This is a genomic window from Mesorhizobium sp. M0571 (assembly GCF_040320985.1).
GTDB lineage: Bacteria > Pseudomonadota > Alphaproteobacteria > Rhizobiales > Rhizobiaceae > Mesorhizobium.
Genome location: NZ_JAMYQT010000007.1, coordinates 1 through 25,325, shown reverse-complemented (window position 1 = coordinate 25,325; position 25,325 = coordinate 1). Strand labels below are relative to the sequence as shown.

The 25,325-nt window shown below is 64.2% G+C and carries 25 protein-coding genes; 10 read left to right on the top strand and 15 right to left on the bottom strand.

Annotated features, from left to right (window positions below):
- Positions 1-51 precede the first annotated feature (51 nt).
- The 6 genes from NKI85_RS10875 to NKI85_RS10850 all read right to left on the bottom strand — a co-directional run bounded on the left by NKI85_RS10875 (position 52) and on the right by NKI85_RS10850 (position 6,457).
- On the bottom strand, positions 52-630 hold the full coding sequence (locus tag NKI85_RS10875; protein ID WP_352776734.1) for a sarcosine oxidase subunit gamma: 579 nt from the start codon (positions 628-630) through the stop codon (positions 52-54).
- Complete coding sequence (locus NKI85_RS10870) at positions 623-3,616, bottom strand: sarcosine oxidase subunit alpha (protein WP_352524672.1); 2,994 nt, start codon at positions 3,614-3,616, stop codon at positions 623-625. Before NKI85_RS10870 ends, NKI85_RS10875 begins: the two co-directional genes overlap by 8 nt.
- Positions 3,613-3,909, bottom strand: coding sequence for a sarcosine oxidase subunit delta (locus NKI85_RS10865; RefSeq protein ID WP_352524709.1), 297 nt, complete (start codon positions 3,907-3,909; stop codon positions 3,613-3,615). The genes NKI85_RS10870 and NKI85_RS10865 overlap by 4 nt, the downstream gene beginning before the upstream one ends.
- Positions 3,909-4,319: a hypothetical protein gene (locus NKI85_RS10860; RefSeq protein WP_352524673.1), complete on the bottom strand. Its 411-nt coding sequence runs from the start codon at positions 4,317-4,319 to the stop codon at positions 3,909-3,911. Before NKI85_RS10860 ends, NKI85_RS10865 begins: the two co-directional genes overlap by 1 nt.
- A gap of 8 nt (positions 4,320-4,327) precedes the next feature.
- Positions 4,328-5,581: a sarcosine oxidase subunit beta gene (locus NKI85_RS10855; protein WP_352776733.1), complete on the bottom strand. Its 1,254-nt coding sequence runs from the start codon at positions 5,579-5,581 to the stop codon at positions 4,328-4,330.
- A gap of 129 nt (positions 5,582-5,710) precedes the next feature.
- Positions 5,711-6,457: a HEAT repeat domain-containing protein gene (locus NKI85_RS10850; RefSeq protein ID WP_352524677.1), complete on the bottom strand. Its 747-nt coding sequence runs from the start codon at positions 6,455-6,457 to the stop codon at positions 5,711-5,713.
- A gap of 193 nt (positions 6,458-6,650) precedes the next feature.
- Between NKI85_RS10850 and NKI85_RS10845 the strand changes: the two genes are divergently transcribed.
- The 6 genes from NKI85_RS10845 to NKI85_RS10820 all read left to right on the top strand — a co-directional run bounded on the left by NKI85_RS10845 (position 6,651) and on the right by NKI85_RS10820 (position 11,976).
- Positions 6,651-7,409, top strand: coding sequence for an SDR family oxidoreductase (locus NKI85_RS10845; RefSeq protein WP_352524678.1), 759 nt, complete (start codon positions 6,651-6,653; stop codon positions 7,407-7,409).
- Positions 7,410-7,518: 109 nt separating this feature from the next.
- On the top strand, positions 7,519-7,905 hold the full coding sequence (locus NKI85_RS10840; protein WP_352524680.1) for an SET domain-containing protein: 387 nt from the start codon (positions 7,519-7,521) through the stop codon (positions 7,903-7,905).
- Between the two features lie 266 nt (positions 7,906-8,171).
- Positions 8,172-8,438 (top strand): 30S ribosomal protein S21, encoded by a 267-nt coding sequence (gene rpsU / locus NKI85_RS10835; RefSeq protein ID WP_023797519.1) that lies wholly within the window; start codon positions 8,172-8,174, stop codon positions 8,436-8,438.
- A 160-nt stretch (positions 8,439-8,598) separates the two neighbouring features.
- Positions 8,599-9,444, top strand: a complete 846-nt coding sequence (locus NKI85_RS10830) for a tetratricopeptide repeat protein (RefSeq protein WP_352524681.1) — start codon at positions 8,599-8,601, stop codon at positions 9,442-9,444.
- Positions 9,445-9,580: 136 nt separating this feature from the next.
- A complete protein-coding gene (locus NKI85_RS10825) occupies positions 9,581-10,054 on the top strand; it encodes a DUF992 domain-containing protein (protein WP_352776732.1) in 474 nt (157 codons plus the stop codon).
- Positions 10,055-10,485: 431 nt separating this feature from the next.
- Positions 10,486-11,976 carry an MFS transporter gene (locus NKI85_RS10820; RefSeq protein ID WP_352524683.1) on the top strand — a complete coding sequence of 497 codons (1,491 nt, stop codon included), beginning with the start codon at positions 10,486-10,488 and terminating at the stop codon, positions 11,974-11,976.
- 149 nt (positions 11,977-12,125) lie between these two features.
- Here NKI85_RS10820 and coaBC read toward each other — a convergent pair whose 3' ends face one another.
- From coaBC to ubiE, 3 genes are all read right to left on the bottom strand, one after another.
- Positions 12,126-13,583, bottom strand: a complete 1,458-nt coding sequence (gene coaBC / locus NKI85_RS10815) for a bifunctional phosphopantothenoylcysteine decarboxylase/phosphopantothenate--cysteine ligase CoaBC (RefSeq protein ID WP_352776731.1) — start codon at positions 13,581-13,583, stop codon at positions 12,126-12,128.
- 65 nt (positions 13,584-13,648) lie between these two features.
- Entirely contained in the window at positions 13,649-15,223 is a 1,575-nt protein-coding gene (gene ubiB / locus NKI85_RS10810; protein ID WP_352524685.1) for a 2-polyprenylphenol 6-hydroxylase, read from the bottom strand.
- A gap of 13 nt (positions 15,224-15,236) precedes the next feature.
- Positions 15,237-16,013, bottom strand: a complete 777-nt coding sequence (gene ubiE / locus NKI85_RS10805) for a bifunctional demethylmenaquinone methyltransferase/2-methoxy-6-polyprenyl-1,4-benzoquinol methylase UbiE (protein ID WP_352776730.1) — start codon at positions 16,011-16,013, stop codon at positions 15,237-15,239.
- A 103-nt stretch (positions 16,014-16,116) separates the two neighbouring features.
- Here ubiE and NKI85_RS10800 point away from each other — a divergent pair, with 103 nt between their 5' ends.
- The 3 genes from NKI85_RS10800 (at position 16,117) to NKI85_RS10790 (ending at position 18,602) form a co-directional block, all read left to right on the top strand.
- Entirely contained in the window at positions 16,117-17,091 is a 975-nt protein-coding gene (locus NKI85_RS10800; protein ID WP_352524687.1) for an adenosine deaminase, read from the top strand.
- Positions 17,092-17,210: 119 nt separating this feature from the next.
- Positions 17,211-17,840, top strand: coding sequence for a uracil phosphoribosyltransferase (upp, locus tag NKI85_RS10795; protein WP_352524688.1), 630 nt, complete (start codon positions 17,211-17,213; stop codon positions 17,838-17,840).
- A 201-nt stretch (positions 17,841-18,041) separates the two neighbouring features.
- Complete coding sequence (locus tag NKI85_RS10790; RefSeq protein WP_352524689.1) at positions 18,042-18,602, top strand: TIGR02281 family clan AA aspartic protease; 561 nt, start codon at positions 18,042-18,044, stop codon at positions 18,600-18,602.
- A 109-nt stretch (positions 18,603-18,711) separates the two neighbouring features.
- Here the strand turns inward: NKI85_RS10790 and deoA are convergent, their stop codons facing one another.
- Genes deoA through NKI85_RS10760 form a run of 6 tightly spaced genes read right to left on the bottom strand, consistent with a single transcriptional unit; the run spans position 18,712 to position 24,886 of the window.
- Positions 18,712-20,031 (bottom strand): thymidine phosphorylase, encoded by a 1,320-nt coding sequence (deoA, locus tag NKI85_RS10785; protein ID WP_352524690.1) that lies wholly within the window; start codon positions 20,029-20,031, stop codon positions 18,712-18,714.
- Complete coding sequence (locus NKI85_RS10780) at positions 20,031-20,849, bottom strand: purine-nucleoside phosphorylase (RefSeq protein WP_352524691.1); 819 nt, start codon at positions 20,847-20,849, stop codon at positions 20,031-20,033. Before NKI85_RS10780 ends, deoA begins: the two co-directional genes overlap by 1 nt.
- Complete coding sequence (gene cdd, locus NKI85_RS10775) at positions 20,846-21,238, bottom strand: cytidine deaminase (RefSeq protein WP_352524692.1); 393 nt, start codon at positions 21,236-21,238, stop codon at positions 20,846-20,848. Before cdd ends, NKI85_RS10780 begins: the two co-directional genes overlap by 4 nt.
- A 6-nt stretch (positions 21,239-21,244) precedes the next feature.
- Positions 21,245-22,216 carry an ABC transporter permease gene (locus tag NKI85_RS10770; protein WP_352509889.1) on the bottom strand — a complete coding sequence of 324 codons (972 nt, stop codon included), beginning with the start codon at positions 22,214-22,216 and terminating at the stop codon, positions 21,245-21,247.
- Between the two features lies 1 nt (position 22,217).
- Entirely contained in the window at positions 22,218-23,357 is a 1,140-nt protein-coding gene (locus NKI85_RS10765) for an ABC transporter permease (protein ID WP_352524693.1), read from the bottom strand.
- Entirely contained in the window at positions 23,354-24,886 is a 1,533-nt protein-coding gene (locus tag NKI85_RS10760; protein ID WP_352524694.1) for an ABC transporter ATP-binding protein, read from the bottom strand. Before NKI85_RS10760 ends, NKI85_RS10765 begins: the two co-directional genes overlap by 4 nt.
- A 166-nt stretch (positions 24,887-25,052) precedes the next feature.
- Between NKI85_RS10760 and NKI85_RS10755 the strand changes: the two genes are divergently transcribed.
- Positions 25,053-25,226 (top strand): SlyX family protein, encoded by a 174-nt coding sequence (locus NKI85_RS10755; RefSeq protein WP_352524695.1) that lies wholly within the window; start codon positions 25,053-25,055, stop codon positions 25,224-25,226.
- Positions 25,227-25,325 lie beyond the last annotated feature (99 nt).

Below are 25,325 nucleotides of genomic sequence, written 5' to 3'. Positions count from 1 at the left end.
GCATTCTCCCTCGGCTCGCTGTCGCAGAACGGTCAGGCGCGGCGAACATTCCTATGCTGCCGCGTCGCGCGCTGCCTCCGACAGAAAAGTAAAGACATAGTCGGAGAAGGAACGCCAGCATTCGACGCGGAACGCGTCGGCCGCAGTGCGCAACAGCACGATCTCGACCTTGCCAAGAATGGTGCGCGACGCCGCCCCGACCGGAAAGGCGTCGAGCGACAAATCCTGCGGGCAGCCGGCATTGATCGTCGCAGCAGCAGCCGGACCAGTGACCGATACGGCGACATTGCGATGCGAGATGCCGACCGCCGAATGCGGTACGGAAATCTTGGCGCAATCGGCGAGCGGATCTTTGCCGCTCTCGTCGATGACCAGCCATTCGTCCGGCCCGAGCCACAAGGCCGTGCGTCCAGCCTTTGCCGCCGAGGTTTTCGGCCTTTGCGGCAGGGCGACGCCGAGTGCTTTCGAGAGTGCCGCGATCGAGGCGTCCGGCGCGCGCAGCGAAATGCGCTCGGCCGGCGGCAGCACGGCAAGTGTGACACCGGTGGCGGAAAGCGATTGGCCGGCGAGAGCCGGACGGCGTTCGACCGACGGCCCGGCGGCGGCAGTTTTCAAAGCGGCCTTAGCCATTGAGGCGCTCCCCCTTCTCGTCGAAGAACACCATGCCGGTGACCTCCACCTCGACCACCCCGTTCGGCATCGGTACGTAGAGCGTCTCGCCCATGCGGTCGCGGCCGCCGGCGACCAGCGCCAGCGCGATGGAGCGGCCGCAATTTTCCGACCAGTAGCTCGAAGTGACATGACCGATCATCTTCATCGGGATCGCCTGCTTGGGGTCATCGACGATTTGGGCGCCCTCTTCCAGCACCACTTTCGGGTCCCTGGTCTTCAGTCCGACGAGCTGCTTGCGGCCTTTGGCGACCAGGTCCGGCCGCGCCATGCCGCGAATGCCGACGAAGTCGGTCTTCTTCTTGCCGACCGCCCAGTCGAGCCCGGCATCGTTCGGCGTCACGGTGCCGTCGGTGTCCTGGCCGACGATGATGTAGCCCTTTTCGGCGCGCAGCACATGCATCGACTCGGTGCCGTAGGCACAAGCGCCGTGTTTCTGGCCCTCGACCCATAGCGCTTCCCAGACCGCCTCGCCGTAATCGACCGGCACATTGACCTCGAAGCCGCGCTCGCCGCTGAACGACATGCGGAACAGCCTTGTCGGCACGCCGCAGATCTTGCCTTCGCGGACAGACATGTGCGGCAGCGCCTCGTCCGACATGTCGATGCCCTCGACCAAGGGTTCTATGATCTTCCGCGCGCTCGGTCCCTGAACGGCAATCACCGCCCATTGCTCGGTGATCGAGGTCAGCCAGACGTTGAGATGCGGAAACTCGGTCTGGAGGTAATCCTCCATATGGTTCATGACGCGCGGCGCACCGCCGGTCGTCGTTGTCACATGAAAACGGTCCGGCGCCAGCCTGCCGACGACACCGTCGTCATAGATGAAACCGTCCTCGCGCAGCATGATGCCGTAGCGGCAGCGGCCGGGCTCGAGCTTCTCCCACGGATTGGTGTAGAGAAGTTCCATGAATTTGGCCGCATCCGGCCCGACCACCTCGATCTTGCCCAGCGTCGAGGCATCGAACAGGCCGGCCGTCTTGCGCACCGTGACGCATTCGCGATCGACGGCGGCATGTATGTCCTCGCCAGCCTTCGGAAAATACCAGGCGCGCTTCCACTGGCCGACATCCTCGAACACCGCGCCTTGGCGCTCTGCCCAGGGATGGATCGCCGTCTTGCGGGTCGGGTCGAACAGTGGACCCCGCGCGTGGCCGACGATCGAGCCGAATGTTACCGGCGTGTAGGGCGCGCGGAACGTCGTCAAGCCGACCTGCGGGATCGGCTTGCCCAGCGTATCGGCGGCAATCGCCAGGCCGTGCATATTGGAGGTCTTGCCCTGGTCGGTCGCCATGCCGTTGGTGGTGAAGCGTTTGACGTGCTCGATCGAGCGCATGCCCTCATGCACCGCCTGGCGGATGTCCTTGGCGGTCACGTCGTTCTGGAAATCGACGAACGCCTTCACCGTTGTGTCCGCTCCGGCACCTGGCGCAGCACCCAGCATGCCGCGCGACCAGCTTTCGCCGGCATCGACCTTCGGCTTGGTGCTCTTGGCTGGCTTGCTACCGGCATCCTTGGCCGCCTTGGCGCCGGCGGCGTAGGCCTCGTCGATGGTCGCCGACAGGCCGTCAGTGCCGTTGCAGGCGCCGACCGAGACACAATCCTGCGCATAGATGCCGGGCACGAAGCGCTTGGTCTCGTCGTTGAAGGCAACCTTGCCGCGCGATTGCGAGAACAGATGCACCGACGGCGTCCAGCCGGCCGACATCAGGATCGCGTCCACCGGGATGGTGCGCTCGCCGCCGCCGTTCTTCGGCTGCACCGTCATCGACGACACCCGCAATTTGCCGCCGGCGCGGATCACCGCACGGCCGAAATTGATCTCGATGCCGAGCGCCCTTGCCTCGTCGATCACCGGCCCGGTCGGGTTGTCGCGCAGATCGACGATGGCCGCCACATTGAGACCGGCCTTCTTCAGGTCGATCGCCGCCGCATAGGCGGAATCGTTCGCCGTATAGACCCCGACATTCCTGCCGACGGCGACGCCATAATGGTTGAGATAGGCGCGCGCCGCCGATGCCAGCATGATGCCAGGGCGGTCGTTGTCGGCAAACACCATGTGCCGCTCGATGGCGCCGGTCGCCAGCACGACGCGCCTGGCGCGAACCTGCCACAGCCGCTCGCGCGGCAGGTCGCGGCCGGGGTTCTGCAGATGGTCGCTGACGCGCTCGACCAGCCCGACGAAATTCTGCGCGTAATAGCCGAAAGCGGTGGCGCGCGGCAGCACGCGAACATTGTCCATGGCCTTGAGCTTGGCCACTGCCGATTGCGCCCAGGCAAAACCGTCCTGGCCGTCGATCCTGGCACCGCTCTCGAACCGCAGGCTGCCGCCGAATTCCGCCTGCTCGTCGGCAAGGATGACGCGCGCGCCGGTCTCGGCCGCGGCCAATGCCGCGGCTATGCCCGCGGCACCGCCGCCAAGCACCAGCACATCGCAATGGGCGAAGCGCGCCGAATAATGGTCGGGGTCCGGCTGGTCGGGGGCGACGCCAAGGCCGGCGGCGGCCCGGATCTTGGGCTCGTAGAGGTTTTTCCACGCCGCCTTCGGCCACATGAAGGTCTTGTAGTAGAAGCCGGCCGAAAGCATCGGCGAGGCGATGTTGCTGACCGCACCGATATCGAAAGCGAGCGACGGCCAGCGGTTCTGCGACTGTGCCGTCAGCCCGTCGTAAAGCTCCTGCACCGTGGCGCGGACATTTGGTGTCTTCCTGGCGGAATCGCGCTTGATTTCGACCAGCGCATTCGGCTCTTCCGCGCCGGCCGACAGGAAGCCGCGCGGCCGGTGGTACTTGAACGAGCGGCCGACGAGATGGACGCCATTGGCAAGCAGTGCCGAGGCCAGCGTGTCGCCCTCGATGCCGGTATAGGGACGGCCGTCGAAGCTGAAGCCAGCCATCTTTGCCTGTTTGAGCCGCCCGGCGCCGGCAATGCGGAACGTGGCGCTCATTTGGTGGCTCCCGGCAGCTTCGCGGGCTTCGGCTCGCCGGCCTTGTAGGTCATCAGGAACCTGTCGCTGACGGTGTCGCGCACGGCATTGAAGAACCGCGCGCAGCCATGCATGTGCCGCCAGCGCTCATAGATGATGCCCTTGGGGTTTGAGCGGATGAAAAAGAACTTTTCGAAGTCGTCGTCAGTCTCGCCGGCGATGTTGGGGGAACGCGCAATATGCGCCTCGCCGGCGTTGCGGAATTCGAGTTCCGGACGCTCTTCCTCGCAATAGGGGCAGCGGATGAGAAGCATCAATCGACTTTCTTGGATTTGGTCGACCCATCATGTGCAGAGCCGTCATGTCTGCCACGATTGGTCACAACATTTTCTTCGGCAGGGCGGTCTTCGACGAGCAATCCTACCGCGCGCAAATTCACTTTGGCTCGATCGACATCAGCTTGCGTTCGTGGTCCAGAGAAGGTTCTTGGGGAACCGATATTCAGAAACGCGTTTTTGAGTATTTTCGGTATGGCAAACGCCCACACGCAGAAAAAAGTAGGTACGCCCACAACTACAAACATGGCCAACATGACGGGATCGACCCCGTTAGCCTCATACCCGACTATTCGAACCAAAATCTCCCTGACCACCAACAGCATGAAGAGCACCGTGACGCCCACGAGGGCCAATCCGAAAAGCATGGTGTGAGTCTTGCGCGTCATTGCGGCCTTCAGTGCGCCACCGCTGCCGCCGCCGCCTCGTCGATGAGGCGGCCGGTGCGGAAACGCTCGATCGTGAAGGGCGCGTTGATCGGGTGCGGATCGTCCCTAGCGATGGTGTGGGCAAAGACATGGCCCGAGCCCGGCGTCGCCTTGAAGCCGCCGGTACCCCAGCCGCAATTGACATAGAGGCCGGGCACCGGCGTCTTGGCCAGGATCGGCGAACGGTCGGGCGTCACGTCGACGATGCCGCCCCAGGAGCGCAGCATCTTCATGCGGGTGAAGATCGGGAACATCTCGCAGATGGCGTCCAGCGTATGCTGCAAAATGTGCAGCCCGCCGGTCTGCGAATAGGAGACATACTGGTCGGTGCCGGCGCCGATGACCAGCTCGCCCTTGTCGGACTGCGAGATATAGGCATGCACCGTGTTCGACATGACCACACAAGGCACCACCGGCTTGACCGGCTCCGACACCAGCGCCTGCAGCGGATAGCTTTCCAGCGGCATGCGCACGCCGGCCATGTTCATGATCACTGAAGAGTGGCCGGCGGCCACAACGCCGACCTTCTTGGCGCCGATGAAGCCGCGCGTCGTCTCGACGCCGCTGACCGCGCCGTTCGGCGCGCGCTTGACGCCGGTGACCTCGCAATTCTGGATGATGTGGATGCCGCGCGCCGAGGCGCCGCGCGCATAGCCCCAGGCGACCGCATCGTGCCGCGCCGTGCCGCCGCGGCGTTGCAGGGAGGCGCCCATCACCGGATAGCGCGCATCGGGCGAAATGTTGAGCGGCGGGCAAAATTCCTTGGCCTGCTCCCGCGTCAGCCATTCATTGTCGATGCCGTTCAACCGGTTGGCATGGACGTGGCGTTTCAAGACCTGGATGTCGTGGATGTTGTGGGCGAGCATCATGACGCCGCGCGGCGAATACATGACGTTGTAGTTGAGCTCCTGGCTGAGCCCGTCCCACAGCTTCAGCGCGTGGTCGTAGATGCCGGCGCTCTCGTCATAGAGATAGTTTGAGCGGATGATGGTTGTGTTGCGGCCGGTATTGCCGCCGCCGAGCCAGCCTTTTTCCAATACCGCTACGTTGGTGATGCCGTGTACGGTGGCGAGATAATAGGCGGTGGCTAGGCCGTGGCCGCCGGCGCCGACGATGACGACGTCGTACTCCTTCTTCGGCTCCGGCGAGGACCATTGTTCCTCCCAACCCTTATGGCCGCGCATGGCCTCGCGGGCGATGGCGAATACCGAGTATTTCTTCAACGTCGCAGGCCTCGCAAATGGCGGCCGGGCATCCCACTCAAGCTCCGGCGCGCGAGCTGTATCACTAGCGAAACGACGCTGCCAGCCTTGCACTGTTTGCGACGGCGCTTGCCGTTTTGCGCCGTGCCTTCAACGGCCGTTGTTCTGAGTTTCGCCTTTTGACGTTTCAGACGACGCACGCTTCAAGATTGACGGCCCGATTGCATAGGTCGGCCGCAAATAACCTTGACGGCAATCGGCGGCGATTTTACGAACTTCCGCATCGTCCGACTGCTCCGCCATGGCCACGAAGCGCTCGACGATCACATCGCGCGGCCTTATAGCCACTGCGGCTGCAAAGCGCCGTAAAAGTGCATCCGGGTGGTTGAGCAACCTCGGCAGGTCCCTGGAGCTCGGCATGAAATGCTGGCCGTAAGCGTTGACCAACGCCCCAAAAGCCGAGTCCGGACGCAACGCGGCGGCATTTTCCACCGCGAGCCGTAGCTGCCAGCGCTCCGCAATGCAGATGAACTCAACGACCTTCCATCGAACGCCGGCATGTTCGTCATCCAGCCGCAGCATCACGCGACCGAGAATGGCGCCATCGGCTGGCGTGGTGCAGCGCCCGAGCGCCTCGATGGCATCGAACCGGGTGCGCGACTCTTTACTGTCGAGCAGTTCGGCTATCTCTGCAACAACACAGTTCAGCCTGAAGCTCAGGAGCCTGGAACCTATTTCGACCGCTATGAACACCGCTGCAGCTTGTGTCCGGGCATTGCTGGAGACCAGCAACGGTCGGAGATTTTCTACCGGAAAGCCTTTGGCAAATTCCGAACGAAGAGCCCACGTCAACTCACCGTCGCCCTCGAAGCCGGGCTCCAGCAACTTGCTCATCATGTCTTGGGGGGTCATTGCAAATGGGTGGCGCGTCCACCCGCGAGTTTTGGATGACGAGCCGTAGCCTGGTGGCCAGCGGACGTCAAGAAGCACCATCGAGGGAGCGCAGGTATCGGGTGGCTCGCACCGCCCCGATTTGCGACCAAGCATCCCGATTGCCGGCAAGAGCCGGCGCGAAAAAAGGATGCAAAAAATGCTCGCACTTGCCAACAAGATCGCCATCGTCACTGGCGCCAGTTCCGGCATCGGCCGCGCCACCGCAAAGCTCTTTGCCGAGCAAGGCGCCAAGCTCGTCGTCGCAGCCCGCCGCCACGCGGAGCTCGACATCCTCGTTGATGAAATCCTCGGGGCCGGCGGGATGGCCGCAGCACTTGCCGGCGACGTCACCGAAGAGGCCTATTCGAAAGGACTTGTCGATCTGGCGCTGGAGAGGTTCGGTGGGCTCGATATCGCCTTCAACAATGCCGGAGCCGTGGGTTTGATGGGTCCGGTTCCCGACATGTTGCCGACGACATGGCATGAGACGATGGACACCAACCTGACTAGCGCCTTCCTCGGCGCCAAATACCAGATTCCAGCGATGCTGGAGCGCGGTGGCGGCTCACTGATCTTCACCTCCAGCTTCGTCGGCCGAACCGCCGGCATGCCGGGCATGGCGGCCTATGCCGCGGCCAAGGCCGGCCTCATTGGATTGACGCAGGTTCTGGCCGCTGAATTCGGACCGCGAGGGCTGCGCGTCAATGCGCTGTTGCCCGGCGGCACCGACACGCCGGGCGCGACGACGACCACGCCGGAGGCCAGGGCTTTCGTCGAAGGCATTCATGCCCTGAAGCGTATGGCGCAGCCCGAAGAGATCGCTCGGTCCGCGCTCTATCTGGCTTCGGATGCGTCGAGCTTTACCACCGGAACGGCGCTGTTTGCCGACGGCGGCGTCTCGATCACCCGGACGTGAGGGTTCGGCGGGCACAACGCATGCCCGCCGGCCGAAATGTCGCGAACCGGCTCTTGATTTTTCCGGCGATTTGACGATTCCGTCTTCTCCTCGAAGACGGGTTGGAAACATGCTGCTGATCAGGACTTATATCGCCGCGAGCGCAATCGAAGGCGTCGGCGTGTTCGCCGCCGAGCCGGTCCGGAAAGGGACGCCGATCTGGCGGCTCGATCTGGACCTCGACCGGCTGATCCCGATGGAAAAATATGAGACGGCGCCGCCGCATCTCAGGGAATTGCTCGATAGATATGCCTATCCCAGTCCGGACCGGCCGGGCTTCATAGTCTATGAGGTCGACAATGGCCGCTTCATGAACCATGCCGACAAGCCGAACACCGATTTTTCACAATATGGCGGAGCCACCGCGATCCGCGACATCGCCGCCGGCGAGGAAATAACCTGCGACTACGGCGAGTTCTTCGAGGGTTTCGAGCAGCTGCACCTGGCCACGGCGTAGCGGCGCCTATCTGACCCAAGACGAATTTTGTTCTTGCTTTGTGCCGGCAGCTATGCTAGTAATTTGCGTATAGCGCTGATTCACACCGACGACCCGCCGCCGAGGCGGGTTTTTCGTTTCAGGGTCGGCACCGCCTCTCAATCGGCTGTGGACAGAGCGCCCTGATTCTGCTATCAGCCGCCCCAATTCGTGGTGTAACGCGCCGCGGAGGCTTGTGGCTATGGCCGCTTGCCTGTTGATTTCAAACCCGAAAGACAGGATTGCCCGTGCAGGTACTCGTCCGCGACAACAATGTTGATCAGGCGCTTCGCGCGCTCAAGAAAAAGATGCAGCGCGAAGGCATCTTCCGCGAAATGAAGATGCGCGGACATTACGAGAAGCCTTCCGAGAAGCGCGCCCGCGAGAAGGCGGAAGCCGTGCGCCGCGCCCGCAAGCTGGCCCGCAAGCGCGCCCAGCGCGAAGGCCTGCTGCCGATGACGCCGCGTCCGGTCGCAGCCGGTGCTGCCGGTGCTCCGCGTCCGCCGCGGTTCTGACGCCAATTTTTCGTCCTTTTCCAAGGATATCCAAGGTGGCGCGATGCGGAATCGCCGCCACCTTTTTGTTTTGAGTTCGACCCGGTCGAGACGGCCGGTGCGGAGAGATGCCGGTTCGGAGGGGGAACGGACCTGACGGCGCAGTGAGGACAGGGCAGACATGGACGCAATCACCGTAGAGCGCAGAACCGCGTGGCGCGGCTTCGTCCTGACGGCAGCCCTGCTTTCCGGGTTGGCGCTTGCCGGCTGCCAGACGGTTCCTACCGGCGAGTTCAACAACATCGACAAGGCGCAAGGCTCGAGCGAGAACATCTCCTCGCTGTCGGCGGTGATCCAGCGCAACCCCCAGGATCCGGAAGCCTACAATGTGCGCGGTTCGGCCTATGGCCGCGGCGGCCAGTACCAGGCGGCGCTGAAGGACTTCAACACCGCCATCCAGCTCAATCCGAATTTCTACCAGGCCTATTCGAACCGCGCGCTCATCCAGCGCTTCCTTGGTGACCAGGCGAGCGCGCTCGCCGACTACAACCGCTCGATCCAGATCAATTCCAACTATGACGCCGCCTATATCGGCCGCGGCAATCTCTACCGCAGGGCCGGCCGGGTCCAGGACGCGTTCAACGATTTCCAGAAGGCGATCCAGCTCGACACGACCGACGCGCGCGCCTATCACAATCGCGGCCTGATCTATCAGAGTCAGGGCCAGCACGCCTTTGCCATCGAGGATTTCTCGACAGCCATTTCGTTGGCGCCGGACGCCTCCGAGCCCTACAACGGACGCGGCCTCTCCTACCTTGCCATGAACGACGAGGACAATGCCTTCGCCGACTTCAACATGGCGATCAAGCTCGACGGCAAGAACGCCGAGGCCTGGTCCAACCAGGCGCTGATCTACGAGCGGCGCGGCGACAAGGTCAGGGCCTCGAAATCCTACCGCGAGGCAGTGCACCTCAATCCGACCTACCAACCGGCCAAGGACGGTCTGGCCCGCACCAGCGCCGGCTGACCGGGCCGGTTTATCGGGCGTCCGTTTCCGCACTTCGACAACCCTGCGTTTACCCTTGCCTTGTTGGCGCCAAGGTTTCGGCGGAACGCTCGGCGTGCTCAGCCGTTGTTCAAAGCAGTTTCGAAAGGACCTTCCCATGATCAAGCAACTCGCCTGTGCCGCCGCTCTCGCCACGACGGTTCTTGCCGCTCCCGCCAGCGCCGGCAAGCTTCAGCTCGGCGTGCTCGACTGCACCATCGACGGCGGCACGGCCTATCTGGTCACCTCCAACAAGGGTGTTTCCTGTGTCTTTCGTCCGCATCGTGGCGGCCCTTCCGAAGTCTATACCGGGGTGATTTCCAAGCTCGGCGTCGATGTCGGCCGGACGCATCAAGGCCAGCTGGTATGGGCGGTTCTGGCGGCAACCCGCAACCACGATGAAGGCGATCTTGCCGGCGCCTACTATGGCGTGAATGCCGAGGCCAGCGTGGTCACCGGCGGCGGCGCCAATCTCCTGGTCGGCGGCCTCGGCAGCGCCTTTTCGCTGCAGCCGCTCAGCGTCCAGGCACAGACCGGCGTCAACCTGGCAGTCGCCGTCACCTCGCTGGACCTGATCCACTCGTTCAAATAGGCGGCATAGCGTGGCTCCGCGCGCGGCGGGGGCAGCGTAGGTGTGCTGATATTCAGGTGAAGCGGCCTGCGAATAGCTGCCGAAGCCGAAAGCCCATGGATTCCGGCAAGCCCACTCCGCAGAGGATGTGCTGCCCTGATGTTCAAAGTTGCAGCGCTCAGGAAGTCACGGCATCCCAGGGTCTCCGCGACGTCGCTCCGCTCCTGCTCCGCCCTAGGATCCATACCGTTACGGTGGCTGAGGAGTGCAGCAGCCCAGTTTTGCTTGCGTCTCACCCGCATGATTTTTGGATCCGCTACCAACGGCGAATAAAAACCGCTTGAACTCAACTACGGTTGAGGTTCTACAAGCCCTCCCGATACCGCGGCACGCGTCATTGGACGCGAAGAACGCTCCAACATTTTGGGCTATGGGAAATTCGGGAGGACGGGGTGACCAAGACCGGCACGAACAAGGTCGACTGGCGCGCGTTGTGGGCGAGCGGCGACCTGGCGCGCTTCTGCTTCATCAGCCTCGGCATCCTGCTGCACGCCACCAACGAGACGATGGTGGCAACGGTCATGCCGGCCATGGTCGGCGAACTCGCCGGCGTGCAGTTGGTCGGCTGGTCGCTCGCAATCTACGAGCTCGGCGCCATCGTCGCCGGTGCTGCGGCGGGACGGCTGGTGAGCTATGTCGCGCTGCGCACCAACATGATGGTCGCCGCCCTGCTCTATGCCGCCGGTGCGCTGGTCTGCGCCACCGCGCCTTCGATGCCGCTGTTCCTCGCCGGCCGTCTGATCGAAGGGCTCGGCGGCGGTGCACTGGTGTCGCTGGCCTTCGTCTCGGTCGAGCGGCTGTTTGCCCGCGCGATCTGGCCGCAGCTCTTCGGCGTCATGTCGGCGATCTGGGGCGTCGCTGCCTTCAGCGGGCCGGTGCTCGGCGCGGCCATGACCGAATTCTCGTCCTGGCGCTGGGCCTTCGGCGTCTTCACCCTCGGCGGCGCGGCCATGGCGCTGGCAAGCTTCATCGTGCTCGACACGCCGGAGGCGACAAGGCCACAGGCGGCCAGCGGCTCGGCGCCGCCCTTCCCGTTTGCGGCCCTTGGCTGCCTCGCCGTCAGCGTCGTGCTGATTGCCACCGCCGGCGTCGACATCGCCCTGCTGCGCTCGTCGCTGCTGCTCACCCTCGGCCTGATCGGCCTGATGCTGTTCATCTATATCGACGCGCTGAAGCCACGCTCGCGCCTGTTCCCGTCGCGGCTGTTCTCGTGGCGCTCGCCGGTCGGCGCGGGCATGACCATGGTCGCGGCGTTCTCGGTGGCGACCTGCTCCTTTACCGTCTACGGACCGCTGCTCCTGACCAGCCTGCACGGCATTCCGATCCTGACCACCGGCTATATCATCGCCGCCGAACCGATCGCCTGGTCGATCCTGTCGATCCTCGTCGCCAATGCGCCGCCGGAACGCGAGCGGCTGATCATCGTCGGCGGTGCGCTGATGATCGCCACAGGCGTCGCCGGTTTCGCCTATACGGTTCCGGCTGGCTCGATCCCGTTGATCCTGCTTTGTGCCCTGTTGCAAGGCGGCGGCTTCGGCATTGCCTGGCCGTTCGTCACGCGCGTCATCGTGGCATCGGCGCGGGAGGGCGAGCAGACGATCGCCTCGGCCGCCGTGCCGACCATGCAGCGCATCGGCTATGCCGTGGGTGCGGCGCTGACCGGCATCGTCGCCAACGCCAGCGGCTTTTCCGAGGGCCTGAACCGCGAGGCCGCGGCAAATGTCGCCGCCTGGCTCTTCCTCGCCTTCATACCGCTCGGCATCCTGGGGTGCCTTGCCGCGCTCAGGATTTCCGGGGCGGCGAAGCTGCCGATCTCCCCCCTCGTGGGGGAGATGCCCGGCAGGGCAGAGGGGGGCGCGACGGATCGCCAAACGTGGACTTAAGCTACCCGATACGAGCGCGCAGATTCCCGGGATCCTGTTTGTTTCGAGCGCGGCGGCAGACGATCCTTCGAAACGTCGGCGGGACAGCGCCCCCCTCTGGCCTGCCCTCTTTGCCACCACTTGGCATCTCCCCACGAGGGGGGAGATCGCTAAACCACAACCGTCTTCAGCCGCTCGGTGATCAATGCCGCAAGGCGCGCAGCTACTTCGTCCTTGCTCATCTCGGGCCATTCTTCGACACCGGATTTCGAAACGATCCGCACCTTGTTGCGATCGCCACCCATCACGCCGGGGGAACCGCGTTCATGCGAGACGTCATTGGCGACGATGAGATCGGCACCCTTTCTCGCAAGCTTGGCCTCGGCATTCCTGACCAGATCCTGTGTCTCCGCAGCGAAACCGACCACCAGCATCGGCCGCTTTTTGTGATGCCCGACACCGGCAAGGATATCAGGATTTTCCAGCATCTGCAGCGCCGGCGGCCCCTCGCCGGCCACCTTCTTGATCTTTTCCCCGGCTGAACTTTGAGTGCGCCAGTCGGCGACAGCGGCGACGAACACCGCCGCGTCGGCCGGCAGCAACTGCTCGACCGCGTCCTTCATCTCGACGGCGGTTTCGACGTGCAGCGTAGCGACGCCGGCCGGATCGGCAATGCCGACCGGGCCGGAGACGAGGCGAACGTCGGCGCCAAGCTTCGCCAGCGCCGCCGCGATCGCATGGCCCTGCTTGCCCGACGAGCGATTGGCGATATAGCGGACCGGATCGATCGGTTCATGCGTCGGCCCGGAGGTGACGATGATCTTCCTGCCCGCCAGCGGCTTTGGCCGGCTGTCGAGCAGCGCCTCGATCGCGGCGACGATCTCCAGCGGCTCGGCCATGCGGCCCTCGCCCGCTTCGTTGCTTTCGGCCATCTCGCCCTTCGCCGGGCCGACGAATCCGACGCCGTCCTTGCTCAGCGTCGCACGGTTGCGGCGGACCGCCGGATGCGACCACATTCTCGGGTTCATCGCCGGCGCCATCAGCACCGGTTTGTCGGTGGCTATGAGGACGGTCGAGGCAAGGTCGTTGGCATGGCCATTGGCGAGCTTTGCCATCAGGTCGGCGGTGGCGGGTGCCACGACCACAAGAGCGGCCTCGCGCGACAATCTGATGTGGCCGATATCGTGCTCGTCCTGCCGGTCGAAGAGTCCGGTGAAGACATGGTCGGCGGACAGTGCTCCGGCCGACAGCGCGGTGACGAATTCCTGCGCCGCGGCGGTCATCACCACGCGCACCGCAGCGCCGCGTTCGCGCAGCCGGCGGATCAGGTCGAGCGCCTTGTAGGCGGCGATGCCGCCGCCGATGATTAGCAGGATGCGCTTGCCGGAGAGGATGCCTCGCACGCTGGAGACGGCAACCATCGGCGTTGCCGGACTTTGCGAACTCGTCAGCTCGCGCAGTGTTTTCTCGATCTGGTCGATGCGGCCGACCGGACCGAGCTGACCTTCGACCGCTGCGCGGATCATCACCCGCGCCTGGTCTTCCATCGACCGGCCATTCTCCGCCGCAAGTCGGCGCAGCAGGTCCTTGACCTCGTCATCAAGGTTGCGGATCGTGATGCTGGCCATCTGATTGCACTTTGCCCGAAATCGGTGAAAGCAACGATAGCAATGCAATCACTTTGGAACAAGCGCTAGAATATACGCCAGGCAATATACACCATCGTCAGAGCGATCACCCACAGCGCCAACCGGCCGGAGCGGGTGTGGCGCGCCTCGGCCTTGCCGATCGCGTCCGCCGTCCCCTCGTCGAAGCGCAGGCCGTTTTCGGCCATCAGGTCGATCTCACGCGACAGCCGCTCGGTACGGGCTGCGAGGTCCGGCGCCTGACGGGCCAGCGCCAGCAGCGCGCTGGCGCCGTCGCGCGCGTCGGCCAGCAGGGCGCGCGGGCCGAGATTGCGGGCAATCCAGCCGCTGACCACCGGTTCCGACGTCTTCCACATGTTGAAGGCCGGGTCGAGCGTGCGGGCGACGCCCTCGACAACGACCATGGTTTTCTGCAGCAGCACTAGCTCGGATCGCGTCGCCATGTCGAACAGGTCGGTCACCTCGAACAGAAGCGTCAACAGCTTGGCCATCGAGATGGTCTCGGCCGGCTGGCCGTGGATCGGCTCGCCGATCGCCCGGATCGCCTGGGCGAACGCCGCGACATTGTGCTGGCGCGGCACGTAGCCGGCCTCGAAATGCACCTCGGCCACGCGCAGATAGTCGCGGGTGATGAAGCCGTAGAGGATTTCAGCGAGGAACCGGCGCTCCTTCCTGCCGAGCCGGCCGGCAATGCCGAGATCGACTGCAACGATGGTGCCGTCGGCCTCGACGAACAGGTTCCCCGGATGCATGTCGGCATGGAAGAACCCGTCACGCAGCGTATGGCGCAGGAACGACTGGACCAGATTGGCGGCGATCGCCTTCAGATCATGGCCGGCGGCAGCGAGGCCGGCAATATCGTTCATCTTGATGCCGTCGACCCATTCCATGGTCAGCACGTCGCGACCGGTGCGCTCCCAGTCGACCGACGGCACGCGAAAGCCGGGATCGTCCTTGGTGTTTTCGCCGAGCTCCGAAAAAGCTGCCGCCTCCAGCCTCAGGTCCATTTCGATCTTGGTGGTCTGGGCGAGTGTCTCGGTCACCTCGACCGGCCGCAGCCGGCGCGACGACGGGATGTATTTTTCCTGCAGCCGGGCGGCGAGGAAATAGCTCTCGAGATCGCGAAAGAAGCGGCGGCGCACGCCCGGCCGGATGACCTTCACCGCCACCCGGGTAACGACGCCGTCCTGCAGGGTTTCGGCGGTATGGACCTGGGCGATCGAGGCGGCGGCGACCGCCTCGCCGAAACCGACATAGAGCTCGCCGACCTTGCGTCCGAGCGAGGCTTCTACCGCGGCAACGGCCTCGGCCTTCGGAAACGTCTGCATCTTGTCCTGCAGCATGGCGAGATCAAGCGCTATATCGTTGCCGACGACGTCCGGCCGCGTCGCCAGGAACTGGCCAAGCTTGACGTAGGATGGGCCGAGCCGCACGACCGCCTTGGCCAGCCGGTCGCCGCGCTCATAGGCAAGCGCGCGGCGGCGGGTGAACAGCCGGGCCATCCGCCAGCCGAATCTCGGCAGACCGGAGAGCTCGTCGCCGGGTAACGCCGCGATGACGCCCTCGCGGACCAGCACCCAGCCGGCCCGAACGAGCCTTAAACCAGCGCCGATGCTGCTCATGGCTGGCGTTGCCTCAAAGCTTCCAGCCCGAATGGAGCGCGGCGATGCCGCCGGAGTAGTTGCGGAACGAGGCGCGGTCGAAGCCGGCGCGGGAAATCATCGCTGCGAAATTCTGCTGATTGGGAAATTTGCGGATCGATTCGACGAGATAGGAATAGGGCTCGCCGTCGCCGGTCACCGCCTTGCCGATCCTGGGGATCGCGTTGAACGACCATGCCTCATAGACCTTGTCGAGCAGCGGCATGTCGACCTCGGAGAATTCAAGGCAGAGAAAGCGTCCGCCGGGCTTCAGCACGCGATAGGCTTCGGCAAGCGCCACATCGATGCGCGGCACGTTGCGGATGCCGAAAGCAATGGTGTAGGCATCGAAAGTAGCGTCGGCAAAAGGCAGTTCCTCGGCATTGGCTTCGAGGAAATCAGTATTTGCCGACAGGCCCTTTTTCTCGGCCCGGTCGCGGCCGACGGCGAGCATCGAGCCGTTGATATCGAGAACCGTTGCCTGGGCGTGCCTGCCGCTCGCCTCAACGATGCGGAAGGCGACGTCGCCGGTGCCGCCGGCAACATCGAGAACGCTCCAGCCCGGCCGCTTCGGTGGATTGAGCCAGGCGACCATGGCGTCCTTCCACAACCGATGCAACCCGGCCGACATCAGGTCGTTCATCAGGTCGTAGCGGTTCGCCACCTTGTGGAAAACATCATTGACCAGGGACTGCTTGTCGCCTGACCCTACCCGCCTGAAACCATAGGAGGTTTCCATGCCGCCCGCAGCCGTGGTTCTTTCAACCGACATCGTTTTGATCCGCCATAAAATCGGCGGGACCATAGCCGATCGATGGTGTGGGCGCTATTGTTTAAGGCGCGGTGTTCGGCCGCGCTTCTGACGGGATAATTGAATGCCTTTGAAAGCAGAACTGCACTGCCACATCGAAGGGGCAGCGGCGCCTGAACTCGTCCTCCGCCAGGCTGAGAAATACGGCAAGGATGCCTCGCCCTACATCCAGAACGGCTCCTTCGTCTGGCACGATTTCACCTCGTTCCTCGCGGCCTACGACTTCTCCTCCGACCTGTTCCGCACCGAAGAAGACTATGCGCGGCTGGCCGATCACTACCTGACCAGCCTCGCCCGCGACGGCGCCATCTATTCCGAGGTTTTCACCTCGCCCGACCATGCCAGCAAGGCCGGGCTGTCCCCGAAGGCCTATACCGACGCGCTCGGCGAAGGCATGGCCCGCGCGAAGGCGAAGACCGGCATCGAAGGCCGCATGATCGTCACTGGCGTGCGCAATTTCGGTGTCGAATCGATCGAGCGGGCGGCGCGTTTCGCCGCCCGCAGCGGGCATCCGCTGGTCACCGGCTTCGGCGTCGCCGGCGACGAGCGGATAGGCGATCTGGAAGACTATGTCCGGGCCTTCGAAATCGCCCGCGAGGCCGGCCTCGGCATAACTGTCCATGCCGGCGAATTGATGGGCTGGGAGAGCGTCGAGGCGGCACTCGACCACATCCGCCCGTCTCGCATCGGCCATGGCGTGCGCGCCATCGAAAACCCCGATCTCGTCCGGCGCATCGCCGACGAAGGCGTCGTGCTCGAATGCTGCCCCGGCTCCAACATCGCCCTAAAAATCTTTGACAGTTTCGCCGACCATCCCTTTCCCGCACTGAAAGCGGCGAGCTGCAAAGTAACGCTCAACTCCGACGACCCGCCCTATTTCTGGACGTCACTGAAGCGTGAATACGACATCGCCGCCGAGCATTTTGCGATGGACGACAAGGCGCTCACCGCCGTCACCAGGACGGCCATCGATGCAGCCTTCGTCGACAGGAAGACGAGGGCGGCGCTGCTGGGCAGGCTCGACGTCAAGGGCAGGTGAATGGTGAATGGTTCACCCGGCGCTTCGGCCCGTCAACCGCGAGTTTTCCGCTCAACCAGGACTCGCAAACCTATTCACTATTCACTATTCACTATTCACCTGCGCAGTTGGAGAGCACCATGAAGGGCGTCACCGTCGTCGACCATCCGCTTGTCCAGCACAAGCTGACCATCATGCGCAAGAAGGAAACCTCGACGGCCGGCTTCCGGCGGCTGCTGCGCGAGATCTCGCTGCTGCTCGGCTACGAGGTCACCCGCAACCTCGAACTGACCACAACGACGATCGAGACGCCGATCGAGACGATGGAGGCGCCGACGCTGGAGGGCAAGAAGCTGGTCTTCGCCTCGGTGCTGCGCGCCGGCAACGGCTTGCTCGAGGGGCTGCTCGATCTGGTGCCGGCGGCGCGTGTCGCCCATATCGGGCTCTACCGCGACCACGAGACGCTGGAGGCGGTCGAATATTTCTTCAAGGCGCCGGGCGACCTCGCCGACCGGCTGGTGATCGTCGTCGATCCGATGCTGGCCACCGCCAATTCGGCGATCGCGGCGATCGACAAGCTGAAAGGCCGAGGCGCCACCAACATCCGCTTCCTTTGCCTTTTGGCGGCACCAGAGGGCCTCGAGCGGTTCATCCAGGCGCATCCGGACGTCCCCGTCTTCACCGCCTCCATCGACCGCCAGCTCAACGAGAAGGGCTATATCATGCCGGGCCTCGGCGATGCCGGCGACCGCATGTACGGAACCAAATAGTTTAGAGCGCCGCGTCCGATTGGACGCGCAAAGGACGCTCCAACGCTTCTAATCTGCGCCTTATCCTTTCCAGAACCGACTGCGTTCCGGAGAGGATCATGCGCCGTTTACCGATTGTTTACGCAAACGGCTGGTTTCCGCATTCGTTAAAGCGGCAATCACTATGTCGGACTAAGGATCGGCAATCACAAAGGCCGGTCCATGCTGCGCAAGCTTCTCATCCTTGGCGTGTTTGCCGGAACGTCGGCATCGCTTCCGATCGTCTATCAGTCGAATCCACAGGTGATCGAGCGCCTGTTGAAATCCGCCATCGGGGCCAAGCCGGCGGACACACAAACCGACCTGAACCTTGCCGCCGTTCCGGACAGGCCGGCAACGCCGCAGCCGCTCGGCCGCAAGGTCGTCGTCACCGCGGACGCGCGCGGGCATTTCATGTCGGCCTTCAAATTGAACGGCCGTCAGGTCGACGGCATGATCGACACCGGCGCGACGCTCGTCGCCTTGAACAGCTCGACCGCGCGCAGGATCGGCATTTCGCTGAATTCGTCGGACTTCAGCCATCAGGTCAACACCGCCAACGGCGCGATCAAGGCCGCCGTGGTGACGATCGACCGCCTGCAGATCGGCAAGATCACCGTCGAGGGCGTCCAGGCCGTCGTGCTCGACGACAAGGCGCTGCACACCAATCTGATCGGCATGAGCTTTCTTCAGCGGCTCGAAAAATACCAGGTCGAAGACGGCACGCTTCTGCTGGTTCAGTAGACGGTGATCTCGAACCGCAGCTCCGCGTCAGCGAAAAGTGGGGACCGGTTTTCGGACAAGATCGTGGTCCAAAGAAAAATAGAGCCCATCCGATACCATCGGAATGGCTCTACCCGCGCGGCAGGATCCGCCGGATGACGGTTTTCTCCGTGGCCGGTTTGGAAGCCCCGATGGTATAGGCCGAAAGCACGGCGGCCGCGGCCGCTTCGGCATCCCCGGTATTGCGGGCATGGACCAGCGCCAGCGCTTCGCCGGCCCGCACTTCAGCGCCGACCGGCAACAGCCTGGTGATGCCGACGGCGTAATCGATCCTGTCGTCGGGCCGCGTCCGCCCGCCGCCAAGCCCGACCACGGCAAGCCCGATCTCGCGGGTCGCGATGCCGGTGACAAAGCCGTTCGCGCTCGCCTTGACCGCGAATTCCGTTGCCGCTTTCGGCAAATATTTTTCCGGATTGTCGACAAAGTCGACGGGACCACCCAGTGCCGCCACCATGCGCGCGAAGATGGAAGCGGCGCGGCCGCCGGCCAGCGTCTCGGCGGCGCGGCGCAGGCCGTCCTGGTTGGACGACACCAAGCCTGCCGATTGCAGCATCTCGGCGGCCAGCGCCAGCGTCACGTCCTCCAGCCGCCGGTCGCGGAAGCGGCCGGTGAGAAAGTCGACGGCATTGCGAACCTCGACCGCGTTGCCGGCGGCGGACGCCAGCGGTTCGTTCATGCCGGTGACCAGCGCCGAGGCCTTCAGGCCGGCGCCGTTGGCGACGTCGACCAGGCTGTTGGCCAGCGCGGTTGCGTCGCGCGATTTCTCCATGAAGGCGCCGTTGCCGACCTTGACGTCGAGCACCAGCGAATTGAGGCCGGCCGCCAGCTTCTTCGACAGGATCGAGGCGGTGATCAGCGGTACCGATTCCACCGTTCCCGTCACATCGCGGATGGCGTAGAGCCTGGCATCGGCGGGTGCGAGATCGGCGGTCTGGCCGATGATGGCGCAGCCGGTTTCGAGCACCGTCTTGCGGAAGCGCGCAACATCCGGCTGGCTGATGTAGCCGGGGATGGCATCCATCTTGTCGAGCGTGCCGCCGGTGTGGCCAAGGCCCCTGCCGGAAATCATCGGCACATAGGCGCCGCAGGCAGCGACGATCGGCGCCAGCATCAAGGAGACATTGTCGCCGACCCCGCCCGTCGAATGCTTGTCGGTGACCGGGCCGGGCAGATCCGACCAGTCGAGCACATCGCCGGAATCGCGCATCGCCATTGTCAAGGCCACCGCCTCGTCGCGGCTCATGCCGTTGAAGAACACCGCCATGGCGAAGGCGCCGACCTGCGCGTCGGTGACGGTGCCGGCGGTCAGGCCCTCGATGAAGACCGCCATCTCCTCAGCCGACAGTTTTTGACCGTCGCGCTTGCGGCGGATGATTTCCTGGGGAAGCATCAGGCGTCGACCTTGTGCTCCGGAAACCCGTCCTGAAAAACACGCTGCAGAATGGTCGCCAGCCGCGCGCCGCCGACTGGCGCCATGTCCTTGGTCTCCTGGTGCGACAGCTCGGCTCCGGTCATGCCGGCGGCAAGGTTGGTGACGACCGAACAGGCGGCGACGCGCAGGCCGAGGAAGCGGGCGAGAATGACCTCCGGCACCGTCGACATGCCGACCGCGTTGGCACCCATGACACGCGCCATGCGGATCTCGGCGGGCGTCTCGAAGCATGGGCCGGAGAACCACATGTAGACGCCTTTGTGCAGCGCGGTACCGGTGGCCTTCGCCGCCTGCTCGATCGCCGCGCGTAGGCCGGCGTCGTAGGCTTCGGTCAGGCCGACGAAACGGCGGTCGCTCGGTTCGCCGATCAGCGGGTTGGAGCCCGAGAAATTGATGTGGTCGGTGATCAGCATCACCGAGCCTGGCCCCATCCCGGGATCGACCGAGCCGGCGGCGTTGGTGAGGATCAGCTTGGAGATGCCGAGACCGGCGAGCACCTCAAGTGCCGGCCGCATCGCCGCTGCGTTGCCGTGCTCGTAATAATGCGCGCGGCCGGACAGCATCAGCACCGGGGCGCCGGCAAAGAGCCCCGCCACCGCCTCGCCGGCGTGGCCGCTGACGCCGCTTCTGGGGAAGCCCGGCAAGTCGGCGTAGGAGATGCGCACCGCATCCTCGACTTTGTCGACAAGCCCGCCAAGCCCCGATCCCAGCACCAAAGCGGTGGTCGGCGCCAGCCCATCCAGCTTCTCGACGAGATGATCGAGCGCTTCCTTCATTTCAGCACATCGCCTTTGAATCCGTATGGCAGCAACTCGCCCATGGTCACGGTCTCGACCACGCCGCCATCGTCGCAGAGATAGAACTTCGTTTCCGGCCGGCAGAACTCGGCCAGCCGCTGCCGGCAGCCGCCGCAGGGCGAGCATTTTGCCACGCGTTCGGCGATCACGGCGACTTCCGTGATCTTGCCGCCGCCGCCCATGATGAAATGGCCGAGCGCGGTGGTTTCGGCGCACCAGCCCTCCGGGTAAGACGCGATCTCGACATTGGCGCCGGCAAAGACACGGCCGTCCTCGGTGCGCAGCGCCGCCCCGACCGGAAATTTCGAATAGGGCGCATAGGCCTTGGCCATGGCGGCTTTCGCCGCTTCGAACAGATCATGAGCCATGATAGATCAGCGTTCCTTGACATACGGCACGCCGCCGGCGCGCGGCGGGATTGCCTTGCCGATGAAGCCGGCAAGCAGGATGACGGTCAGCACATAGGGCAGCGCCTGCATGAACTGCACCGGCACCTTGCCGATCAGCGGCAGCGGCGTGCCTTGCAGGCGGATCGACGCCGCGTCGAGGAAGCCGAACAGCAGGCAGGCGAACATAGCGTTGACCGGCTTCCATTTGGCGAAGATCAGCGCGGCCAGCGCGATGTAGCCCTTGCCGGCGGTCATATCCTTCACGAAGCCGCCATTCTGCACCATCGACAGATAGGCACCGGCAATGCCGGTGAGCACGCCGGTGCAGATCAGTGCCCGGTAGCGCAGCCACGCGACCGAGATGCCGGCGGTATCGACCGCGGCCGGGTTCTCGCCGACGGCGCGCAGGCGGAGCCCGAAGCGGGTGCGGAACAGCACCCACCAGGTGAACGGCACGGCGAGGAAGGCGAGATAGACCAGCACGGAATGGCCGGAGATGAGCTCCGAATAGATCGGCCCGAGGATCGGCACGCCCCTGAGCGCATCCGCGCCCGGCCAGATGATCGCTTCGAAGCGTTCGCCGGCGGCCAGCGCCGGCGTGCGCCCGCCTTGCTGGAACCAGGCCTGGCCGAGCATGATCGTCGACCCGGCGGCAATGAAATTGATCGCCACGCCGGAGACGATCTGGTTGCCGCGATGGGTGATCGAGGCAAAGCCATGGATCAGCGCGAAAGCGACCGAGATGAGGATGGCCATGCCGAGGCCGAGATAAGCGGAGTGGAAGACCGAGGCGGCGGCGGCGCCGGCAAAGGCGCCGACAAGCATCTTGCCCTCGAGCCCGATGTCGAAGACGCCGGCCCGCTCCGAATAGAGGCCGGCGAGGCAGGCGAGCAGCAAGGGAACCGACAGGCGGATGGTCGAGTCCAGGACCTGTACGATGGCGTTGAAGAAATCCATCTCAGGCACCCTTCCCCTTGACCGCTTCCATGCCGACCGATCTCGGGCTGAGCGAGGCGAACAGCGCCTGGACATAGGGCCGGAACATATGCTCGAGCGCACCGGCGAACAGGATGACTAGGCCCTGGATGATGACGATCATGTCGCGGCTGATCGCCGGCATCTCGAAGGCGAGCTCGGCGCCGCCCTGATAGAGCATGCCGAACAGAATTGCCGCGAGCACGATGCCGACCGGGTGCAGGCGTCCCATCAGGGCCACCGCGATGCCGACGAAACCGGCGCCCGAAACGAATTCCAGCGCGACGTTGTGCTGGTCGCCCATTGTCGGGTTGAGCGCCATCATGCCGGCCAGTGCGCCCGAGATCATCATCGCAATGATGATGATGCGTATCTCCGAAATGCCGGCATAGCGCGCCGCTTTTGGGCTGTGGCCATAGGTGCGCATCTCGTAGCCTAGCTTCGTGCGCCAGATCAGCACCCACACCAGAAAGGCCATGGCCAGCGCCAGCAGGGAGCTGACGTTGAACGGCGCCGAACGAATTTTCGCGCCGAACAATTCGATGATCCAGTTGAGCTTCGGCAATTGTGCGCCTTCGAGGAAGGTGCGCGTCTGCGGCGCCATCGAGCCGGGCGGCTTCAGCATGCCCACCAGCGCATAGACCATCACGCTGGCGGCGATGAAATTGAACATGATGGTGGTGATGACGATGTGCGAGCCGCGCTTGGCCTGCAGATAGGCCGGGATCAGCGCCCACAGCGCGCCCATCGTCGCGGCCGCGACAATGGCAATCGGGAAGGTCAGCCACCACGGCAGCACGCTGTCGAAGGCCAGGCAAACGATGCCGATGCCGAGACCGGCGATATAGCCCTGGCCCTCGCCACCGATGTTGAACAGGCCGCAATGCGCCGCAACCGCCACCGAAAGCCCGCTGAAGATGAAGGTGGTGGCATAGAAAAGCGTGAACGCGATGCCTTGGCCACGGCCGAAGGCACCCTCGACCAGGATGACGGCTGCACGCAGCGGGTTCTCGCCGACCAATATGACGACGAAGCCGGCGACGACGAAGGCGACGAACAGATTGATCAGCGGGATCAGCACATAGTCGGCCCAGGCCGGCAGCTTGGCGTAGGGAGTGCTCACTCGGCGGCCTCCCGGTGCTCGACGCCGGCCATCAGCAGGCCAAGCTCGCCCTCGGTCGCCTCGGGGCCGCGCTCGCCGACGATGCGGCCGGCGAACATCACCAGGATGCGGTCGGAAAGCGAGCGGATCTCATCGAGCTCGACCGAAACCACCAGCACCGCCTTGCCCTGGTCGCGCATGGCGATGAGGCGCTTATGGATGAATTCGATTGCGCCGACATCGACGCCGCGCGTCGGCTGACCGACGATCAGCACGCCCGGATCTTGTTCCATTTCGCGCGCGAGCACGATCTTCTGCTGATTGCCGCCGGAGAAATTGGCGGTCTTGAGACGGCAGTCGGCCGGGCGGATGTCGTACTTGACGATCTTGTCCCTGGCATCGTTACGGATCGCGTCGATGTTGAGGAATGGCCCCTTCAGATAGCGCTCGTCGTCCTGGTAGCCGAGGATTGAATTCTCGTTCTCCTCGAAGGCCAGCACCAGCCCAACATGATGGCGGTCCTCCGGCACATGGGCAAGGCCGCGCTCGCGCAGCTCGCCGGGATCGGCGGCCCCGGTAAGGTCGATCGGCTTGCCGTCCAACGTGACCGAGCCCGACACGGCGCGCCTGATGCCGGAAATCGCTTCGAGCAGTTCGGATTGCCCGTTGCCGGCGACGCCGGCAATGCCGACGATCTCGCCGGCATGGACGTCGAAGGAGACGTCGTCGACCATGGTGACGCCGCGGGAATCCTTGACCGTCAGGTTCTTGACCGCGAGCTTGACGCCGCCGGCCTTCGCCTCACCCTTTTCGACGCGCAGCAGCACGCGCCGCCCGACCATCAGCTCGGCCAGCTCCTCGACCGTGGTCCTCCTGGTTTCGCGCGTCGCAACCATGGTGCCCTGGCGCATCACCGAGACCGTGTCGGTGATCGCCATGATCTCGCGCAGCTTATGGGTGATCAGCACTATCGTCTTGCCCTGCTCCTTCAGCTGCCTGAGGATGCGGAACAGATGGTCGGCCTCGGCCGGCGTGAGCACGCCCGTCGGCTCGTCGAGGATCAGGATCTCGGCGCCGCGATAGAGCGCCTTGAGGATTTCGACGCGCTGCTGCAGGCCGACCGGCAGTTCCTCGATGATCGCGTCCGGATCGACCTCGAGCCCGTATTCGCGCTCGAGCCGCTCCAGCTCGGAACGCGCCTTGGCGATGCTCTTCTTCAGCAGCGCATCGCTTTCGGCGCCGAGAATGACGTTTTCCAGCACCGAGAAATTATCGACCAGCATAAAGTGCTGATGCACCATGCCGATACCGAGCGCGATCGCATCATTGGGCGTCTTGATCGACGCCGGCTGGCCGCCGACACGGATTTCGCCGGCGTCGGCCTGGTAGAAACCATAGAGGATCGACATCAGCGTCGACTTGCCGGCGCCGTTTTCGCCGACGATGCCGTGGATGGTGCCGCGCACAATTTCCAGATTGATGTCGCGGTTGGCGCGCACGGCGCCAAAGCTCTTGTCGATGCCGATCAGCTCGATTGCGGCTTGCGCCATGCAGCCTGTTCCCACTGTTATTTTTTTACCGCTTGGTCAAACGCCTAGCATGACGCCCCGTCTGTGCCAATTGGCCGGAGCAGGGTTCACTCTCGACAAATCCCGCCATGCTTGTCAATTTCCAACGTGGCCGCAGCCTGCACAATCGCCTGATCGAGGATTTCAAATGACCATGCCCACCGACCGGCTGACGACGCTGGAAATCCGCGCCGCCGAGCAGGAGAAGACCATCGAGGAACTGTCCGGCCAGATCGCCGAACAGTGGAAGGTGATCGAGCGCATGCAGCGCAAGCTCGACGCGTTGGCCGAGCGCTTCCTGGCGCTGGAAGAACAAGCGTAAGCGTCACGAGCACCGCACGACTGTCCTTGCTTGACAGAGGCAGGATTCAGATGCGGGCCGCTTTGACCCGCTTGGGCATGAAGTACGAGCGGATGGCGA

What these genes read in the sequence shown, in the direction of transcription:
- NKI85_RS10875 (WP_352776734.1), bottom strand. Translation starts at nt 630, where the DNA reads ATGGCTAAGGCCGCTTTGAAAACTGCCGCCGCCGGGCCGTCGGTCGAA.
- NKI85_RS10870 (WP_352524672.1), bottom strand. Translation starts at nt 3,616, where the DNA reads ATGAGCGCCACGTTCCGCATTGCCGGCGCCGGGCGGCTCAAACAGGCA.
- NKI85_RS10865 (WP_352524709.1), bottom strand. Translation starts at nt 3,909, where the DNA reads ATGCTTCTCATCCGCTGCCCCTATTGCGAGGAAGAGCGTCCGGAACTC.
- NKI85_RS10860 (WP_352524673.1), bottom strand. Translation starts at nt 4,319, where the DNA reads ATGACGCGCAAGACTCACACCATGCTTTTCGGATTGGCCCTCGTGGGC.
- NKI85_RS10850 (WP_352524677.1), bottom strand. Translation starts at nt 6,457, where the DNA reads ATGATGAGCAAGTTGCTGGAGCCCGGCTTCGAGGGCGACGGTGAGTTG.
- NKI85_RS10845 (WP_352524678.1), top strand. Translation starts at nt 6,651, where the DNA reads ATGCTCGCACTTGCCAACAAGATCGCCATCGTCACTGGCGCCAGTTCC.
- NKI85_RS10840 (WP_352524680.1), top strand. Translation starts at nt 7,519, where the DNA reads ATGCTGCTGATCAGGACTTATATCGCCGCGAGCGCAATCGAAGGCGTC.
- NKI85_RS10830 (WP_352524681.1), top strand. Translation starts at nt 8,599, where the DNA reads ATGGACGCAATCACCGTAGAGCGCAGAACCGCGTGGCGCGGCTTCGTC.
- NKI85_RS10825 (WP_352776732.1), top strand. Translation starts at nt 9,581, where the DNA reads ATGATCAAGCAACTCGCCTGTGCCGCCGCTCTCGCCACGACGGTTCTT.
- coaBC (WP_352776731.1), bottom strand. Translation starts at nt 13,583, where the DNA reads ATGGCCAGCATCACGATCCGCAACCTTGATGACGAGGTCAAGGACCTG.
- ubiB (WP_352524685.1), bottom strand. Translation starts at nt 15,223, where the DNA reads ATGAGCAGCATCGGCGCTGGTTTAAGGCTCGTTCGGGCCGGCTGGGTG.
- ubiE (WP_352776730.1), bottom strand. Translation starts at nt 16,013, where the DNA reads ATGTCGGTTGAAAGAACCACGGCTGCGGGCGGCATGGAAACCTCCTAT.
- NKI85_RS10800 (WP_352524687.1), top strand. Translation starts at nt 16,117, where the DNA reads ATGCCTTTGAAAGCAGAACTGCACTGCCACATCGAAGGGGCAGCGGCG.
- upp (WP_352524688.1), top strand. Translation starts at nt 17,211, where the DNA reads ATGAAGGGCGTCACCGTCGTCGACCATCCGCTTGTCCAGCACAAGCTG.
- NKI85_RS10790 (WP_352524689.1), top strand. Translation starts at nt 18,042, where the DNA reads ATGCTGCGCAAGCTTCTCATCCTTGGCGTGTTTGCCGGAACGTCGGCA.
- deoA (WP_352524690.1), bottom strand. Translation starts at nt 20,031, where the DNA reads ATGCTTCCCCAGGAAATCATCCGCCGCAAGCGCGACGGTCAAAAACTG.
- NKI85_RS10780 (WP_352524691.1), bottom strand. Translation starts at nt 20,849, where the DNA reads ATGAAGGAAGCGCTCGATCATCTCGTCGAGAAGCTGGATGGGCTGGCG.
- cdd (WP_352524692.1), bottom strand. Translation starts at nt 21,238, where the DNA reads ATGGCTCATGATCTGTTCGAAGCGGCGAAAGCCGCCATGGCCAAGGCC.
- NKI85_RS10770 (WP_352509889.1), bottom strand. Translation starts at nt 22,216, where the DNA reads ATGGATTTCTTCAACGCCATCGTACAGGTCCTGGACTCGACCATCCGC.
- NKI85_RS10760 (WP_352524694.1), bottom strand. Translation starts at nt 24,886, where the DNA reads ATGGCGCAAGCCGCAATCGAGCTGATCGGCATCGACAAGAGCTTTGGC.
- NKI85_RS10755 (WP_352524695.1), top strand. Translation starts at nt 25,053, where the DNA reads ATGACCATGCCCACCGACCGGCTGACGACGCTGGAAATCCGCGCCGCC.